Source organism: Vibrio chagasii, assembly GCF_002954585.1.
GTDB lineage: Bacteria > Pseudomonadota > Gammaproteobacteria > Enterobacterales > Vibrionaceae > Vibrio > Vibrio chagasii_A.
Genome location: NZ_MSCI01000002.1, coordinates 248,822 through 266,457 on the forward strand (window position 1 = coordinate 248,822; position 17,636 = coordinate 266,457).

14 protein-coding genes are annotated in these 17,636 nt (G+C 45.5%); 9 read left to right on the forward strand and 5 right to left on the reverse strand.

All coding sequences use genetic code 11. From position 1 onward, the window contains the following. The first annotated feature begins 151 nt into the window (after positions 1-151). The 6 genes from murJ (at position 152) to ispH (ending at position 7,968) form a co-directional block, all read left to right on the forward strand. Positions 152-1,714: a murein biosynthesis integral membrane protein MurJ gene (gene murJ / locus BTO10_RS09235; protein ID WP_105025583.1), complete on the forward strand. Its 1,563-nt coding sequence runs from the start codon at positions 152-154 to the stop codon at positions 1,712-1,714. Positions 1,715-1,784: 70 nt separating this feature from the next. Continuing rightward, on the forward strand, positions 1,785-2,720 hold the full coding sequence (gene ribF, locus BTO10_RS09240; RefSeq protein ID WP_105024361.1) for a bifunctional riboflavin kinase/FAD synthetase: 936 nt from the start codon (positions 1,785-1,787) through the stop codon (positions 2,718-2,720). A 63-nt stretch (positions 2,721-2,783) separates the two neighbouring features. Further along, positions 2,784-5,624, forward strand: a complete 2,841-nt coding sequence (gene ileS, locus BTO10_RS09245; protein ID WP_105024362.1) for an isoleucine--tRNA ligase — start codon at positions 2,784-2,786, stop codon at positions 5,622-5,624. 160 nt (positions 5,625-5,784) lie between these two features. Continuing rightward, the gene (gene lspA / locus BTO10_RS09250; protein ID WP_004739521.1) at positions 5,785-6,285 is read left to right on the forward strand and encodes a signal peptidase II; all 501 of its coding nucleotides are present in this window, start codon (positions 5,785-5,787) and stop codon (positions 6,283-6,285) included. Positions 6,286-6,443: 158 nt separating this feature from the next. Beyond that, complete coding sequence (fkpB, locus tag BTO10_RS09255; RefSeq protein ID WP_105024363.1) at positions 6,444-6,875, forward strand: FKBP-type peptidyl-prolyl cis-trans isomerase; 432 nt, start codon at positions 6,444-6,446, stop codon at positions 6,873-6,875. A gap of 136 nt (positions 6,876-7,011) precedes the next feature. Further along, complete coding sequence (gene ispH / locus BTO10_RS09260) at positions 7,012-7,968, forward strand: 4-hydroxy-3-methylbut-2-enyl diphosphate reductase (RefSeq protein WP_105025584.1); 957 nt, start codon at positions 7,012-7,014, stop codon at positions 7,966-7,968. 104 nt (positions 7,969-8,072) lie between these two features. Here the strand turns inward: ispH and btsR are convergent, their stop codons facing one another. The 3 genes from btsR to BTO10_RS09275 all read right to left on the reverse strand — a co-directional run bounded on the left by btsR (position 8,073) and on the right by BTO10_RS09275 (position 12,329). Next, complete coding sequence (btsR, locus tag BTO10_RS09265; protein ID WP_061033337.1) at positions 8,073-8,804, reverse strand: two-component system response regulator BtsR; 732 nt, start codon at positions 8,802-8,804, stop codon at positions 8,073-8,075. A 102-nt stretch (positions 8,805-8,906) separates the two neighbouring features. Next, positions 8,907-10,577, reverse strand: coding sequence for a sensor histidine kinase (locus tag BTO10_RS09270; protein ID WP_105024364.1), 1,671 nt, complete (start codon positions 10,575-10,577; stop codon positions 8,907-8,909). 264 nt (positions 10,578-10,841) lie between these two features. Next, complete coding sequence (locus BTO10_RS09275) at positions 10,842-12,329, reverse strand: carbon starvation CstA family protein (protein ID WP_004739511.1); 1,488 nt, start codon at positions 12,327-12,329, stop codon at positions 10,842-10,844. 333 nt (positions 12,330-12,662) lie between these two features. Here BTO10_RS09275 and BTO10_RS09280 point away from each other — a divergent pair, with 333 nt between their 5' ends. After that, the gene (locus BTO10_RS09280; RefSeq protein ID WP_105024365.1) at positions 12,663-13,013 is read left to right on the forward strand and encodes a DUF2799 domain-containing protein; all 351 of its coding nucleotides are present in this window, start codon (positions 12,663-12,665) and stop codon (positions 13,011-13,013) included. Between the two features lie 125 nt (positions 13,014-13,138). On the opposite strand, the gene murQ is transcribed toward BTO10_RS09280, so the two are convergent. After that, entirely contained in the window at positions 13,139-14,059 is a 921-nt protein-coding gene (murQ, locus tag BTO10_RS09285; protein WP_004739508.1) for an N-acetylmuramic acid 6-phosphate etherase, read from the reverse strand. 31 nt (positions 14,060-14,090) lie between these two features. Further along, complete coding sequence (locus BTO10_RS09290) at positions 14,091-15,227, reverse strand: anhydro-N-acetylmuramic acid kinase (protein WP_105024366.1); 1,137 nt, start codon at positions 15,225-15,227, stop codon at positions 14,091-14,093. Positions 15,228-15,327: 100 nt separating this feature from the next. On the opposite strand from BTO10_RS09290, the gene nagZ reads away from it, so the two are divergent. Both nagZ and BTO10_RS09300 read left to right on the forward strand, forming a co-directional pair. Next, positions 15,328-16,317 (forward strand): beta-N-acetylhexosaminidase, encoded by a 990-nt coding sequence (gene nagZ / locus BTO10_RS09295; protein ID WP_105024367.1) that lies wholly within the window; start codon positions 15,328-15,330, stop codon positions 16,315-16,317. 245 nt (positions 16,318-16,562) lie between these two features. Continuing rightward, positions 16,563-17,636, forward strand: coding sequence for a 3-deoxy-7-phosphoheptulonate synthase (locus BTO10_RS09300; RefSeq protein WP_004739501.1), 1,074 nt, complete (start codon positions 16,563-16,565; stop codon positions 17,634-17,636).

A 17,636-nucleotide genomic window follows, 5' to 3' on the forward strand; every position in this document is an offset into this window, starting at 1 on the left:
AGCCAAACAAACTTTGGAATGGAAAGGTCATCGCGGTTAAGATGGCGGGGATTCTAACAGCATTTTTAGACCAATGCTAATAAATATGCTTCTTAGGACAGGATAGTATTTATCCTCCCTTGAAAGTAATCAACCAGTGTCAGAGGTTTCTGTGAGTAAACGACTATTAAAGTCAGGCCTGATTGTCAGTGCAATGACTTTTGTTTCCCGTGTATTGGGGCTAGTACGTGATGTAGTAGTAGCAAATTTGATGGGAGCAGGAGCGAGTGCCGACGTATTTTTCTTCGCTAATAAAATCCCGAACTTCTTACGTCGACTGTTTGCAGAAGGTGCCTTTTCTCAAGCGTTTGTCCCAGTATTAACAGAATATCACGCGGCTGGTGATAAAGAGAAAACCCGAGACTTAATCGCTAAGGTGTCGGGTACGCTCGGAGTATTAGTCTCTATTGTTACTATTATCGGTGTACTGGGCTCTGGGGCGATTACCGCGCTGTTTGGTGCGGGTTGGTTTATCGACTGGCTAAATGATGGCCCTGCGGCTCCTAAGTTCGAGCTAGCGAGCTTTATGCTCAAGATTACTTTCCCTTATTTATGGTTCATCACTTTCGTCGCGTTATCCGGTGCCATTCTCAATACACTGGGTAAGTTTGCGGTCTCCTCTTTTACCCCTGTGTTTTTGAATGTCATGATCATCGGCGCAGCGTGGTTTATCTCCCCGAACTTAGAACAGCCAGAAATCGGCTTGGCGATCGGTGTGTTTCTTGGTGGCTTAGTTCAATTCCTTTTCCAAATGCCTTTCCTTATTAAAGCAGGCGTGTTAGTTAAGCCGAAGTGGGGCTGGAGAGATCCGGGCGTCGTTAAGATTCGCACATTAATGATCCCAGCTCTGTTTGGTGTGTCAGTTAGCCAAATCAACCTACTGTTTGATACCTTTATTGCCAGCTTCCTAGCGACAGGCTCTATTAGTTGGTTGTACTACTCAGATCGATTGCTTGAGTTCCCACTAGGTCTATTCGGTATTGCAATTGCGACTGTGATTCTTCCTGCTTTGTCTCGTAAGCACGTTGATGCTCAAAGGGAAGGTTTTGCACATACCATGGACTGGGGCGTGCGTATGGTGCTACTGCTTGGCATTCCGGCTATGTTGGGGCTTATTGTTTTAGCAAAACCGATGTTGATGGTGTTATTCATGCGTGGTGAGTTCTCTCCTCACGACGTGCAACAGGCATCGATGTCTTTAGTTGCGTACGCCTCCGGTTTGCTTAACTTCATGCTGATTAAAGTATTGGCTCCGGGTTATTACTCTCGTCAAGACACGAAAACCCCAGTGAAGTACGGCATTATCGCAATGGTCACGAACATGGTATTTAACGCTATCTTTGCTTATTTCTATGGCTATATCGGTTTGGCGATTGCAACCGCTCTGTCAGCTTTTGTGAATATGGCCTTGTTATATCGCGGTTTACACCTTGCTGGTGTCTATAAACTGACAAAGACCACTTTACTGTTCTGCGCGAAGCTTATTGTCTCAGGCGGCGTGATGGTCGCGGCTATTTTGTGGCAGTTGGATAATATGCAACAGTGGCTTGAATGGAGCTTTAGTCAGAGAGCGCTGATGCTAACAGGCTTGATTGGACTTGGTGGCTTTGTTTATATTGTTTCGGTACTGGTTTTAGGTATCCGAGTAAAACATTTAAAAGCAGCGACAGATTAATACTGATTAGTATATAATCCGTCGGTTTCACACAATGAATGATGCAAATAACAGGTTTTAGCTGATCATAATGGAACTGATCCGAGGTATACACAATATTAAAGTGCAGCATCACGGCTGTGTATTGACCATAGGTAACTTCGATGGTGTTCATTTAGGACATCAAGAGGTTCTTGGTCAGGTTTCTGAACAAGCGGCAGCATTAGGGTTACCTTCTGTTGTTATGACGTTTGAACCGCAGCCTATGGAGCTGTTTGCCCGAGATAGAGCGCCGGCACGTTTAACTCGCTTACGCGATAAGTACGTGCAACTGAGCAAGCTAGGTATCAGTCGTTTATTGTGTGTCAATTTTAATCAGTACTTTGCAAGTTTATCAGCGGAAGCATTCATTAAAGATCTTTTGGTTGATAAGCTTGGCGTGAAGTTTTTGGTGGTTGGTGATGACTTTTGTTTTGGCAAAGGCCGCACTGGCAATTTCGCTATGCTCAAAGAAGCGGGCGAGAAGTTCGGTTTTGAGGTGGTAAGCACCCAAAGCTATTGCTTAAATCAATTACGTGTCAGCAGTACTGAGATACGAAATGCATTAGCGGTCGATGATTTGGCTGCAAGTGCTACCATGTTAGGACGTGATTACAGCATTAGTGGTCGTGTGTCCCATGGTCGAAAACTTGGGAGAACCATAGGTTTCCCTACCGCTAACATTCCATTAAAGCGTTGTGTCTCTCCTGTGTCGGGAGTGTACGTTGTTGAAGCATTGGATATCGACGGGGTTCCTGTCGGTGGCGTTGCTAATATTGGACAACGACCAACGGTGAATGGTGTAAGGCAGCAATTAGAAGTGCACTTTTTTGACTTTAAAGCCAATTTGTATGGTAAACAGTTAGAAGTACGACTTTTGCACAAACTGCGCGACGAGATAAAATTTGAATCGTTCGACGCATTAAAGAATCAAATAGAATTGGATGCTGAAGCCGCAAGGGTGTGGCTGCTTCAGCTAAAGAATTAATCGGATGATTCCACCGATTAACATAATGTCTAACTTCGCCCAATATAACGGAATTAAGAATCGATGAGTGATTATAAAGATACCCTGAACTTACCAGAAACAGGGTTCCCAATGCGCGGCAATCTGGCAAATCGTGAGCCAGAAATGCTTAAGCGTTGGTACAAAGAAGATCTTTACGGCGAAATCCGTAAGGCAAAGAAAGGTAAAAAATCTTTCGTACTGCATGATGGCCCTCCATACGCGAACGGCGACATTCACATTGGCCACGCGCTGAATAAGATTCTTAAAGACATTATTATTAAATCTAAGACCCTTTCTGGCTTTGATGCTCCATACATCCCTGGTTGGGACTGTCACGGTCTTCCAATCGAACTAATGGTTGAGAAGAAGAAAGGTAAGCCAGGTCAGAAGATTTCGGCTGCTGAATTCCGCGAAGAGTGTCGTAAGTACGCTGCGGGCCAAGTTGAAGGTCAAAAAGAGAGCTTCAAACGTCTTGGTATCATGGGCGAGTGGGACAAACCTTACCGCACTATGGATTTCGGCACAGAAGCGAACATCATTCGTTCACTAGGCAAAATCGCAGACAAAGGTCACCTACTGAAAGGTTTCAAACCTGTTCACTGGTGTACTGACTGTGGTTCTGCTCTGGCTGAAGCTGAAGTTGAATACAAAGATAAAGTATCTCCATCTATCGATGTGAAATTTACTGCAGCTGACGAAGCGGCGCTTCTAGAGAAATTCTCTCTAGCTGACGGCCACGCTGGTCAAGGCGAAATCTCTATCGTTATCTGGACAACAACACCATGGACTCTGCCAGCTAACCGCGCAGTATGTCTACGTGATGATCTTGAATACGTGCTTATCCAAGTTGAAGCGAATGGCGACCAGCCCGCTCAACGTATCGTTGTTGCTTCTGAACTAGCAAAAGACGTAATGGATCGTGCGGGTATCGAGCACTTCCATAACCTAGGTTTTGCAACTGGTGCTGATCTTGAGCTTTCTCAGTTCAACCACCCGTTCTACGACTTCACAGTTCCTGCGATCTTAGGTGATCACGTTACGACTGATTCAGGTACTGGTGTGGTTCACACTGCTCCTGGTCACGGTCAAGAGGATTTCGTGGTTGGTAAGAAATACAACCTAGAAATCGCTAACCCAGTAGGCTCTAACGGCGTTTACCTACCAGATACCGAGCTATTTGCTGGTCAGCACGTATTCAAAGCGAACGACTCTGTTTTAGAAGTTCTAAAAGAGAAAGGTGCACTTCTGCATCACCACGCTTACGAGCACAGCTACCCACACTGTTGGAGACACAAAACTCCAATCATCTTCCGTGCAACACCACAGTGGTTCATCTCTATGGATCAAGCTGGCCTACGTGCAAAAGCACTAGAGTCAACGAAGAATGTTGAGTGGATGCCTGAGTGGGGTCAAAGCCGTATCGAAGGTATGATCGAAGGTCGCCCTGAGTGGTGTATCTCTCGTCAACGTACTTGGGGTGTGCCAATTGCTTTGTTCGTTCATAAAGAGACGTCAGAACTTCACCCAGATAGCTCTGAGCTAATCGAAAAAGTAGCGAAGCTAGTTGAAGAGAAAGGCATTCAAGCTTGGTGGGATGTAGACGCAGCAGACCTTATGGGCGCTGAAGACGCAGACAAGTACGAAAAAGTGCTAGATACACTAGACGTATGGTTCGATTCAGGTGTTACGCACTTCTCTGTTGTTGATTCTCGCGAAGAGTACAACGGCAACAGTGCAGATCTTTACCTTGAAGGTTCTGACCAACATCGTGGTTGGTTCCAGTCTTCTCTAATTTCATCTATCGCGATGAAAGACGAAGCACCATACAAGCAAGTGCTAACGCACGGTTTCGTAGTAGATGGTAACGGCCGTAAGATGTCTAAATCTATCGGTAACGTTGTTGCTCCTAAAGACGTAACCAACAAACTAGGCGCAGATATCCTACGTCTATGGGTTGCTTCTACGGATTACACGGGTGAAGTAGCGGTTTCTGATGAAATCCTGAAGCGTTCTGCTGATGCTTACCGTCGTATTCGTAACACTGCTCGTTTCTTCCTAGCAAACCTAAGCGGTTTCAACCCTGAAACTGACCTAGTGCCTGCTGAAGAGATGGTTGCACTTGATCGCTGGGCTGTTGGCCGTGCACAAGCTGCACAAGAAGAGATCGTGAAAGCATACGGCGAGTACAACACTCACGGTGTAACTCAGCGTCTAATGCAGTTCTGTTCTATCGAAATGGGTTCTTTCTACCTAGACGTAATCAAAGACCGTCAGTACACAGCAAAACAGGGCAGCCATGCTCAACGTAGCTGTCAGACTGCGCTTTACTACATCGTAGAAGCTCTAGTTCGTTGGATGGCACCTATCATGTCGTTCACTGCAGATGAAATCTGGAACGAGATGCCTGGTCAACGTGACAAGTTCGTGTTTACTGGCGAATGGTTCGAAGGCCTATTCGGTCTTGCTGAAGGCGAAGAGCTAAGCAACGAATTCTGGGCTGAAATCCAAACGGTTCGTGGCGCTGTGAACAAGTTTCTTGAAGATGCTCGTAAAGAGAAAACAATCGGTGGTGCACTGCAAGCTGAAGTAACGCTATACGCTGACGACGCACTAGCGGCTAAGATCAACAAGCTAGAAGATGAGCTACGTTTCGTACTTATCACTTCTGCAGCGGTTGTTAAGCCACTGAGCGAGAAGTCTGATGCGGCTCAAGCGACAGACGTTGAAGGTCTATTCGTTGAAGTTGCAGCAACAGAAGCTGAGAAGTGTGACCGTTGTTGGCACCACACACCAGACGTAGGCACAATTGAAGGACACGAGAAGATCTGTGGCCGTTGTGTATCAAACGTTGATGGTGAAGGCGAAGTGCGTAAGTTCGCATAACGACTCAGAGAAAGACTGAACTTTTTGTAAAAATCATAGCCCCAGTATCAACTGGGGTTATTTTTAGTTATAGGAAATGTGTTTAACCAAGCTGATTCTTAATGGCGACTCAAACCGAGTGTGCGAATGAGGAATCGCTTCGTAAATACTAGGAATAGAAATGAGTGAAGTTTCGTTAAAACAATCTGGTGTACGTTGGTTATGGTTAGCTCTGCTGGTTTTTCTTGCAGACATTGGCATCAAACTCTTTGTTATGGACAACATGGGGTATGGCTGGGCAAACCGTATTGAGGTGTTGCCGTTCTTTAACTTTTTGTACGTTCACAACTACGGCGCCGCATTCAGCTTCTTGAGTGATCAAAGTGGTTGGCAGCGTTGGCTATTTACCGGTATTGCCTTTGCTGTAACGGGTATGCTGACGTACTGGATGAGCAAGCTACCAGCGACAGAAAAGTGGAACAACATCGCTTATGCCATCATCATTGGTGGTGCGGTAGGTAATGTATTTGACCGTGTCGTACATGGTTTTGTTGTCGATTACTTAGATTTCTACTGGGGCACTTACCACTGGCCAGCATTCAACTTAGCCGATATGGGAATTTGTATTGGTGCCGCGATGATCATCCTAGATGGTTTCCGTAAGAAAGACGAAAGCAAATAGCTTTTAAATAGATGCTCTAAAGTCAGTCTATGACTCACAGAATAGAATAGCCCTAAGCGCTGTCGGTTGATTCCGGTGGCGCTTTTTTTTATGCTTCAGTCAACAAGGAAGCATAAAAAATGCATCCTCAAATAATAAAGAAGTCTAAGGAAAGTAACGTGGCAGCAATTAAAAATGATTCAGCAGTAACCCTACATTTTACGATTAAGATGAAGGATGGTTCAGTTGCCGATAGTACCGAAAATATGGGCAAACCAGCGAAGTTCGTGATGGGCGATGGTAGCCTAAGCGAGAACTTTGAAGCGTGCTTACTTGGGCTTGAAGCAGGTACTGAAAAGTCTATCGACCTCAAAGCGGAAGATGCGTTTGGTATGCCTAACCCAGATCATATCCACCATATGGATCGTGCTAAATTTGTTGGTGACTCTGAGGTTGAAGTGGGCACTATCATGGCATTTTCTGGCCCTGACGGTATGGAAATCCCAGGTATTATCACTGAGATCGCTGGCGATTCTGTGACGGTTGATTTTAATCACCCACTAGCAGGCCAAGATGTTACGTTTGACGTCAATATCTTATCTGTCGACTAACTCTCTGAACGTTAGAATAACACCGCCTTACAGCTGAGATGTCACCCAGAGCTTCACTGTCTAGGCGCTTCACTGTAGAATGCGAGCCTCGCCGACGGCGAACTCTATAGAAACAACCTTAGTACCGCGGTAAATGATGAGCAATGAAATGAAAATAATGTTAGCTAACCCTCGTGGCTTTTGTGCCGGTGTTGATCGTGCGATCAGCATTGTCGAGCGCGCACTCGAAATGTACCAGCCACCGATCTACGTTCGTCATGAAGTGGTACACAACCGCTTTGTTGTTGAGGGGCTAAAACAACGCGGTGCTATTTTTGTCGAAGAACTTAGCGAAGTGCCAGACGATAACATTGTGATCTTCTCTGCTCACGGTGTGTCTCAAGCGGTTCGTAAAGAAGCGAAAGAGCGCGAGCTAACGGTATTCGATGCAACGTGTCCTTTAGTAACTAAAGTCCATATGGAGGTTGCGCGTGCGAGCCGTAAACATATGGAAGTGGTGCTGATTGGTCACGCAGGTCACCCTGAAGTTGAAGGTACTATGGGTCAATACGCGAGCCAAATGGGTGGTATGTACTTGGTTGAGAAGCCAGAGGACGTGCAAAACCTAGTGGTAAACGATCCAACTAACCTGCACTACGTGAGCCAAACGACGCTATCTGTTGATGAAACCGCTGACGTAATCGAAGAGCTACGTCGTGTATTCCCTGAGATTCAAGGCCCTCGTAAAGATGACATCTGTTACGCGACTCAAAACCGTCAAGACGCCGTGCGTGAGATGGCAAACGACGTTGACGTTGTGATTGTCGTTGGTTCTAAGAACTCATCGAACTCAACACGCTTGAAAGAGCTGGCTGAAAAATTAGGCACACCAGGTTACCTAACGGATTGTCCTGAAGACATTCAAACAGAATGGGTTGAAGGCAAGAAGAAAATCGGTGTAACGGCTGGCGCATCTGCTCCTGAAGAGCTAGTAAATCAAATCTTAGATCGTATTCGCGAGCTAGGTGCTACTGACGTTGAAGAGATTCAAGGTCGTGAAGAGAACATGTTCTTCGAAGTACCAAAAGAGCTACAGATTAAACAAGTCGATTAATCTCTATCGATTCGTGGCATTAACGATTCGTCATACAGTCGATTCGCAAGCAGTAAAAAGCCAACGTTGATACGTTGGCTTTTTTGATCGTGCGCTTTGATAAGCTATTGGATACCGAGTTGTTCTTTTAGTGTCTTGAGATAGCGACGACTCACAGGCACTTCAAACCCGGTAAGCGTGACGATCTCTGCTAATCCATTCTCGAGTAACTTGATCTCTTGGATCGATTTTATGTTGATCAAATATTGTCGATGACAGCGGATCAAATCGGTCTTCTCTTCTAAGATCTTTAGCGTTAACTGTGAAGTGGCCGTTTGCGATGAACAACGAACATGCACGCCGCTGATATCAGAATAGGCACACTCGACACTTTGGCTCGCCATGATCACAATGCGGTTGTGACCAATGCATGGAATCTGTTCTAAGCGGGAAGGGGCAATCGAAGCAACATCTTGCTCTGGTGCTTTTTGGTTCTGCTTAACGACTTTGTTCAGTCGAGAGACGCTTTTATTGAGTCGGCAGGGCTCAACGGGTTTAAGCAGGTAATCAAAGGCGTTGTCTTCAAAGGCTTGAATTGCATATTGGTCGTAAGCAGTCACAAATACCACGTAAGGCATGGTATCCGGGTCAAGCATACTCAACAACTCAATACCCGTAACTTGAGGCATCTGAATATCTAGGTACACCACGTCGGGTTTAAGAAGGTTGATCTGCTTAAGTCCTTCGATCGCGTTGCTTGCTTGACCGATGACTTCCACTTCTCCCGTTTCAGTCAGTAGCTCAATCAGCTCTTCGCGAGCAAAAAGCTCATCATCGATAACGAGTGCTTTTAACATCCTGCAATCTTCATTTTTGTTCTGTCCCTGCTTATTCCGCTTATCTTTTTAATGCCTGCTTCTAAATGTCGCTACTGAGAAGCGATTACCTACGAAACACCATTATTTTAGTATAGGTATGATAAAGCTCATTCGAGTAAATTGCTGTGGTTGAGATTCTATTTTTAGTGCTGAGTCTTGTCCAAAGAAATTAGTGAGTCGTTTATCAACAATTTCCATCCCTAATCCAACATGATCTTGAGATGGCTTCTGGTAGTTACCAGCGTTGTCTTCGACGATCAGTTTAAATCCACCTTGGAAAGCTTCGCTATAGATCTTCACTTTGCCGCCTTCCAGCATATTTGAAATCCCGTGTTTAATGGCATTTTCAACCAGAGGTTGCAGGGTAAAGCTTGGCAGTTGTGACTCAAACAGTTGTGGGTCTATGTCCCATTCAATTTCTAAGCGGTCAGTAAAACGTGCCTTTTCAATCGTCAGGTATGCATTAACGTGCGCGAGTTCGTCTTTGAGTTTTACGGTATTGATATTCTGTTTAAGGTTACTTCTGAAGAAGTGAGACAGGTGCTGAATGAGCTCACGTGCTTTATCTGGGTCACGACGTGTTACGGCACTGATGGTGTTGAGTGCATTAAACAAGAAGTGTGGGTTGACCTGTGCGTGCAGCAGTTTGATTTCAGCTTGAGTGAGCAGGGTTTGCTGTTGCTGATAGTTGCTGAACAGGATTTGACTCGATAACAGCTGAGCAATACCTTCAGCCATCGACATATTGATGGTTGAAAACAGCTTCAGTTTAGGCTCATACAGCTTGATGGTGCCGACGACTTCGTTACCAGCACGCAGTGGGATAATCAGCGCTGACCCCAGCTTACAATCCTGTGAGAGAGAGCATTGGTATGGGTTCTCTTTACCATCCAGGTAGATGATGTCGTTCTGTTCCATCGAAGTCAGTGTGCTTTGCGATGAAATAGGGGTGTTGGGAATATGGTGCTCATCGCCAATGCCAACGAAAGCGAGAATTTTTTCTCGGTCAGTGATTGCCACAGCACCTACGTTGGTCTCTTCGTAGATGATGCGCACGATCTTCTGCGCGTTATCAGACGTGAAACCACCATGCAGAATACCTACCGAACGTTCGGCAATGGTCAGTGCGCGACGCGAGAAAGTCGCCGAGTACTTCTCAAAGATGGTTTTACGGTCTTGGATGATACTCATGAACAGTGCAGCACCCACGGAGTTGGCAATGATCATCGGCGCTGCAATGTCGGAAACCAGCGCGTAAGATTGTTCAAATGGTTTGGCGACTGCAAGCAGAATCAACATCTGAATGATCTCTGCAAAGAGCGTCACAGAGAACACCACCATCGGATTAAATAGCTGGCTGGCTTTGTTCTTTCTGACTAAGTACACATGCAGCAAACCACCAATTAGGCCCTCTGCAGTGGTTGAAATCGCACATGCTAAGTCGGTGAAGCCACCTAATGAGTAGCGATGAATCCCGCCGGTAAAACCCACTGCAAAGCCAACCACAGGCCCACCAAACAGGCCGCCCATCACCGCTCCCATTGCACGTGTGTTGGCGATGGCGTCATTTATCTGTAGGCCGAAGTAGGTGCCCATAATGCAGAACAGAGAGAACAGAACGTAACAACTGATCTTGTGGCTTAAGCGTGAAGAGATGCTCAATAATGGAAGAATCAGTGGGGTTTTACTTAGCATGTAAGCGATCACTAAGTAGACACAGGTTTGTTGAAGCAGAGAGAGAATGAGTTCCATATTTTCACCTATCGAGACGCTTGTTAAGTGTAAAGCTCATTGTGTGGTAAGGGTAGTTTTGCTTTTGTTTGTAAGGCTTTTCTCGAGCGATTAGCGCTTCTCACTTTCTTGCTTAACCAGTACAGACAATAAAGCCCATCACAGGGGATGGGCTTTAGTCTTAATATCCATGAATCACTGAGTGATTGCCGGAACAAGCGAAGTTGTGTTTGGCTGTTCTTGTCTTTCTATGAAGACTGGTCTCTTTTGCAAAGAGTCTAAGAACTAGGCTGTTTTGGTCTCGCCTTTTGCTTCTTTTTCTTCATTAGCAAGGTCAGTTTCGCCTTTGCCTTTAGAAATCTTGATTACGTAAGCCGCAACACCCAGCGCACTAATCACACCAACGATAGTTGAGATTTGCATAGGTAGGCCGAAACCAAGTTGGCTGTTGTTCAGGATGAATGTGATACACACAGACGTCATGAAGATAGCTGGAACTGTCGTTACCCAATGCAGTTTGTTGTGACGTAGTAGGTAAGCTGACGCTGTCCACAACATCATTACTGCTGTTGATTGGTTAGCGAAACCGAAGTAGCGCCAGATGATACCGAAGTCTACTTGAGTCAGGATGCCACCGATAACGAACAGCGGTAGAGCCATTAGTAGGCGGTTACGCAGTGTCTTCTGTTCCATGTTGAAGTATTCAGCAAGGATTAGGCGGCTTGAACGGAATGCTGTGTCACCAGATGTGATTGGTAGGATAACCACGCCTAGGAAAGCAAGGATACCGCCGAATACACCTAGTAGGCCAAATGAAGCGCTGTATACCACGTTACCTGGGCCGCCGTTTGCTACCGCTTCAGATAGAGACTCAACTGAACCGAAGAACGATAGTGCAAGTGCACACCAGATAAGAGCGATGATGCCTTCACCAATCATTGCACCGTAGAATACGAAGCGACCGTTCTTCTCGTTTTCCATACAACGCGCCATCAGAGGTGACTGAGTTGCGTGGAAGCCAGAGATTGCACCACAAGCGATAGTGATGAATAGAGCAGGCCATAGCGGTAGATCGTTAGGGTTCATGTTGGTGAACATGTCGCTGATTTCAAAACCACCCATGATTTGGTGTTCATCAGAGAAGCCAATTGCAGTGATTAGGCCTACAGACATGAAGATAAGCAGAGCACCGAACAGTGGGTAGAAGCGACCAATGATTTTATCGACAGGGACAATCGTTGCGATGATGTAGTAAGCAAAGATAACAACAACCATAGTCGTTGCAGACATCGCGAAATCAGTTTGGTCGTTCACTAGGTTAGTGATCATGCCTGCTGGAGCAGAAACGAATACCACACCAACTAGAAGAAGCAGAACAATGGCAAAGATATTCATAAAGTGTTTTGCGCCATTGCCTAGGTAACGTCCAGTGATGGTTGGAACCGAAGCACCGCCATTACGGATAGATAACATACCTGAGAAGTAGTCGTGTACTGCACCTGCGAAGATACAACCTAGTACGATCCATAGCATTGCTGCCGGGCCGTATAGGGCACCCATGATAGGACCGAAGATTGGACCTACACCTGCAATGTTAAGCAGCTGAACTAGGTAAACCTTTGGAGTCGACATTGGAACGTAGTCCACGCCGTCTTGCTTTGTGTGAGCCGGTGTTTGGCGCTTTTCATTGATACCGAAAATCTTCTCGATAAAGGTACCGTAAATAAAGTAGCCACCAATGAGTGCTGCGACACAGGTAAGAAACCACATCATAATTTGTTATCCCTGAATGTATTAATTAAGTCAGGGTGTATATTAGAGGAGTGTATGGAAAGAAACTTCCGCTACTGGAGTGAGTGGTCGAATAGCTAATTAAGTGGTGTTATAACCGGTTTAGTGGTTTGTGACCTTTGTTGAGTGGTGGGGTAGAAGTGTTGAGAAGTATCGTGCTTCTGTTAAGTGGTCGATGGTGGGCATTAAACGGCGCGTAATAAAGATCAACGGTAGATAACAGAGATGAGTGGACATTAGCCCCCGTTCAGCGGAGAATTACTACCAGAGGCAAAGCTTCATTTAGAAGTGGCTAGGGAAATATAAAGGATTGAAATGAAAAAGATAATAGCACTATTCGCCGTAGCATTTAGCTTTGCAGGATGCAGCGCCAATGTTCAAGACTTAGCGGCAGAAGGTAACTGGCAAGAGATTGGCTACCGTGATGGTATCAAAGGCAACACTCAACGCTCTTATTCAGAGATGGCAGAACTGGGTGCCGTTGACCAAGCAAGCTACAACGAAGGTTACCAAATCGGTGTGACTGAATATTGTAACCCGAACCACGCTTATCAGATTGGCTTATCAGGTCAGGTGTATGAAGGTGTTTGTTCTGGTACCGAAGATGCCCAGCGTTTCCGAATGGAGTGGCAACGTGGCTGGGATGAGTTCTCCAACGACCACTAACTTCGCTCGTGATTAGTCACATCTCGGAAGCGGAATCATCAAGCTTAAATCGAAAAAAAACCAGTACCTTATGCGTACTGGTTTTTGTATCACGCTTTCATCAGTATTGAAGATTAATCCGACATTTACTGATTATTCTCGACCGCTTTTCTTAAAAAGCCGTTCTGCTGGTCCAGTTGAGCCTTAGCCGCTTGCAAATCAAGCCCGGTCAGAATCATCAAGATCGCTAGTTTTACGTCATAATCGGTAGTTTTAAGTGTCGACACTGCCAACGCTTTATCACATTCTGTTGCTTGAATAACGATACGAGCAGCGCGGGCAACCAGCTTTTCGTTAGTTGCTTTTACGTCGACCATCAGGTTCTGGTAGCTCTTACCAATACGAATCATGCTCGCTGTGGTTAGCATATTAAGCACCAGCTTTTGCGCTGTACCGGATTTCAGCCTTGTTGACCCTGTTAGGGCTTCTGGGCCAACCACCGGGCTTATCGCGATCTGAGCAATATCAGCAATTGGCGAATCTGGATTACAAGACAGAGCAACCGTCACCGCACCGATTTGATTGGCATAGTTTAGTGCGCCAATCACGTAAGGTGTACGCCCGCTTGCCGCAATGCCAACCACAACATCCTTTTCTGAAAATTGAATCGCTTTCAGGTCATCGATACCTAACGTCAGTGAATCTTCAGCCCCTTCTTTTGCTTTTAAAATGGCTTCTGGTCCGCCGGCGATAAGGCCGATTACCATTTTGTCAGAAACACCAAATGTAGGCGGGCACTCTGAGGCATCCAATACGCCCAATCGACCACTGGTGCCAGCACCCATGTAAATCAGTCGCCCACCGTTTTGAAAGGCGTGAGCGATTTTATCAACGGCTTTAGCAATTTGTGGCAGTTCAGCTTCGATCGCTAGTGGGACTTGTTTGTCTTGTTGGTTAATCTTTTCGACCACTTCAAGAGAAGTGAGTAGATCAATATCCATAGTGTCAGGGTTTCTCCCCTCCGAAACGAGGTGCGAGAGCGCTGATATGAGAGCGTCGTTACTCATAATGATCCTTAAATGATGATTCTAAAATGGTTTAGTTAGCACTGTATAGAACGCCTAGAGAGGCAGCTCTGCTTGCACCAGTCACTTCTGGTAAATTACTCGGTAGTTGATGAACATGACGCTGAGCAAGCCAAGCAAAAGCCATGGCTTCCATATAGTCAGCGTCTACACCTTTGCTAGTGGTTGAGGCAACCTCCCAGCTTGGTAAAAGCTCAGACAGCCTCTTCATCAACAGTGGGTTTCTAACCCCACCACCACATACATACAATGCTGGTGCGTTGCCTAAGCGGTAAGCCTCGACTTCATTGGCTATCGTCAAAGCCGTGTATTCGCAAAGCGTGCGCTGGACATCTTGTGCTGAGATGTCATTAAATTCTGTTAATTGTTGCTCTAACCAAGGCAGGTTGAAAAGCTCTCTACCGGTACTTTTCGGTGGTGTTAGAGATAAGTAAGGTTCTTCCAATAGTTGTTTTAATAAGGCTTGATTGACCTGACCTTGAAGTGCGAACTGAGCGTCGCGGTCAAATTTTTCACCCGTATGCTTATCTACCCAAGCATCCATCAACATATTGCCAGGGCCTGTATCATAACCAAGTGTTGGTTGATTCGGGCGCAGTACTGAAATATTCGATATGCCACCAATGTTCAAAACCACAACTGAGCTTTCTTGCGGCTGAAAAATAGTATGATGAAAAGCGGGGACCAGTGGTGCACCTTGTCCGCCAAGCGCCATGTCTTTACGTCTGAAATCAGCGACGGTTTGGATCTCGGTTTTAGCGGCAATAACGTTGGCATCGCCTAACTGCATGGTAAAGGGAGAGTCGCCCGTTGGTTGGTGGAATACCGTTTGACCATGATTGCCAATTGCAGTGACAGCCGATGCAGGAGTCTCTGACTTGTCGAGAAGCTGTAGAACGGCATCAGCAAATAGGTGGCCAAGCTGGTGGTCGAGCTCACCAATGGCAATCAAGTCAGTTTGCTGACCAATACATACATCCAGCAAGCGTGTTTTGAGTTCCTTTGGCATTGGAAACTCATCATGAGCAAGCAGTGTGATCCGGTTGTCTTCTATCGACACCAGTGCCGTATCAACGCCGTCCATGCTCGTGCCTGACATCACGCCGATATACAGTTCTTTATGTTTTAACTCTACGCAATTGCACTGCATTTCTAAAGTCTTCCACAGATTGGTTTAAAAACATTGTAAAGCAAATTTAAAGAGAATAATCTCGGGAAGTTTATGAAATTAGGTTAAATAAGGGATAAATATGGGACCGTTGTGGGTTGACGTTGCAGGCTACGAACTGACTGCGGAAGACAAAGAAATTTTAGAGCACCCAACCGTTGGTGGTCTCATTTTATTTGCTAGAAACTACCACGATAGCAAGCAGCTATCGGCATTAAATAAAGAGATTCGCAAAGCGGCTAAGCGTCCTATTTTAATTGGTGTTGACCAAGAAGGTGGACGAGTACAGCGTTTCCGTGATGGTTTTTCTATTATCCCAGCCGCTCAAGAGTTCGCGACTCACAACAATGGTGAACAATTAGCAGAACAAGCAGGGTGGTTGATGGCGGCGGAGCTGATTGCTCACGATATCGATCTAAGTTTTGCTCCAGTATTAGATAAAGGTCATCAATGTAAGGCGATTGGTAACCGAGCATTTGGTGAAGATATTGATACCATCGTTCGTCACAGTAGTGCATTCATCAAAGGCATGAAGTCGGTTGGTATGGCGACAACTGGAAAGCACTTCCCTGGTCATGGTGGTGTGGTAGCCGATTCGCACCTTGAAACCCCTTACGACCCTCGAGACGATATCTTTGACACCGACATGGCGATCTTTAAGGCGCAAATTGAAGCGGGAATATTAGATGCGATGATGCCTGCACACGTGGTTTTCTCTCATTATGATGACCAACCAGCAAGTGGCTCTCAATATTGGTTACAGAAAGTATTGAGACAAAAACTGGGCTTTAAAGGTCTGATCTTCTCTGATGATTTAACGATGGAAGGCGCTGCGATCATGGGCGGGCCGGCTGACAGAGCAAAAGCAGCTTTGAATGCGGGCTGTGACATGGTGTTGATGTGTAATAAACGAGATGCACAAATTGAGGCTCTTGATCACTTAGCGATTCAAGAGGTGCCTTTAGCCAACTCATTGCTTAAAAAATACAGCTTTGATTTGTCGACTCTTCACTCTGATGCCCGATGGAAAGAGGCTTCAGAGCAGATTAAGCGAATGCTAAGCGATGAGTGATAAATAAACACTCTACAAGTTTAAAGAAGGCGATATGAGAAATATCGCCTTTTTTGTTTGTATTGACTGTGGTTTAAGTCATTAATCTAATCAAAACGACTCAAAACCCACGTGTAAAATTAAATTTACACTAAATGTTTTTTATTGTTTACGCTTGCAATCGTTTTTGTAGCTGTTATTGTGTTTTTAAAGATTGTTAACCCAAATGGAAATGTGGGTGTAAAAATAAATATACAGGTTGAGTTATGCAGAAAAGTGAATTAAGCAATGTCAATATTATCGACGAACAGGTACTGATTACTCCTGAGGAGTTAAAAGCAAAACTGCCTTTGAGTGATAATGCTCGTCGTTTCATTCAAGAGTCTCGTCAAACTATCGCAAACATCATCCATAAGAAAGATCACCGCATGCTGGTTGTATGTGGCCCGTGTTCTATCCATGATGTTGAAGCGGCAAAAGAGTACGCGAAACGCCTAAAAGCTTTATCTGAGCAACTTAGCGATCAACTGTATATTGTTATGCGTGTTTACTTTGAAAAGCCTCGTACTACGGTGGGCTGGAAAGGTTTAATCAACGACCCTCATCTAGATGGTACTTTCGACATTGAGCATGGTTTGCATGTAGGTCGTGAGCTACTGGTTGAACTTGCTGAGATGGAAATTCCACTGGCAACAGAAGCACTAGACCCAATCAGCCCACAATACCTAGCAGATACATTCAGCTGGGCGGCGATCGGCGCACGTACAACTGAATCACAAACTCACCGTGAAATGGCCAGTGGTCTTTCAATGCCAATCGGCTTTAAGAATGGTACCGATGGCAACTTAGGCACAGCAATCAATGCGATGCAGGCGGCTTCTTCTAGCCACCGTTTCATGGGTATCAGCCGTGAAGGTCAAGTTGCACTATTAACTACTCAAGGTAACCCAAACGGTCATGTTATTTTACGTGGCGGTAAGCAAACGAACTACGATTCAGTATCCGTACACGAATGTGAGCAAGAGCTAGGTAAGTCAGGTTTAGAAGCGGCACTGATGGTTGACTGTAGTCATGCTAACTCTCGCAAAGATTTCCGTCGCCAGCCTCTGGTTGCTGAAGATGTGATTCACCAAATCCGTGAAGGTAACAAGTCGATCATCGGCCTTATGATTGAAAGCCATATCAACGAAGGAAACCAATCTTCTGATATACCTCTCAATGAGATGAAATACGGCGTTTCAATTACCGACGCGTGTATCAATTGGGACACAACTGAGGCACTATTGAAACATGCACATACGGAACTAGTCCCGTTCTTAGAGAACCGTTTGAAAGGTTAG

Bases quoted from the DNA above. Each gene is read 5' to 3' on its own strand.
- ribF (WP_105024361.1), top strand. From the start codon at position 1,785: ATGGAACTGATCCGAGGTATACACAATATTAAAGTGCAGCATCACGGC.
- ileS (WP_105024362.1), top strand. From the start codon at position 2,784: ATGAGTGATTATAAAGATACCCTGAACTTACCAGAAACAGGGTTCCCA.
- lspA (WP_004739521.1), top strand. From the start codon at position 5,785: ATGAGTGAAGTTTCGTTAAAACAATCTGGTGTACGTTGGTTATGGTTA.
- ispH (WP_105025584.1), top strand. From the start codon at position 7,012: ATGAGCAATGAAATGAAAATAATGTTAGCTAACCCTCGTGGCTTTTGT.
- btsR (WP_061033337.1), bottom strand. From the start codon at position 8,804: ATGTTAAAAGCACTCGTTATCGATGATGAGCTTTTTGCTCGCGAAGAG.
- BTO10_RS09270 (WP_105024364.1), bottom strand. From the start codon at position 10,577: ATGGAACTCATTCTCTCTCTGCTTCAACAAACCTGTGTCTACTTAGTG.
- BTO10_RS09275 (WP_004739511.1), bottom strand. From the start codon at position 12,329: ATGATGTGGTTTCTTACCTGTGTCGCAGCACTCATTGGTGGCTACTTT.
- BTO10_RS09280 (WP_105024365.1), top strand. From the start codon at position 12,663: ATGAAAAAGATAATAGCACTATTCGCCGTAGCATTTAGCTTTGCAGGA.
- murQ (WP_004739508.1), bottom strand. From the start codon at position 14,059: ATGAGTAACGACGCTCTCATATCAGCGCTCTCGCACCTCGTTTCGGAG.
- BTO10_RS09290 (WP_105024366.1), bottom strand. From the start codon at position 15,227: ATGCAGTGCAATTGCGTAGAGTTAAAACATAAAGAACTGTATATCGGC.
- nagZ (WP_105024367.1), top strand. From the start codon at position 15,328: ATGGGACCGTTGTGGGTTGACGTTGCAGGCTACGAACTGACTGCGGAA.
- BTO10_RS09300 (WP_004739501.1), top strand. From the start codon at position 16,563: ATGCAGAAAAGTGAATTAAGCAATGTCAATATTATCGACGAACAGGTA.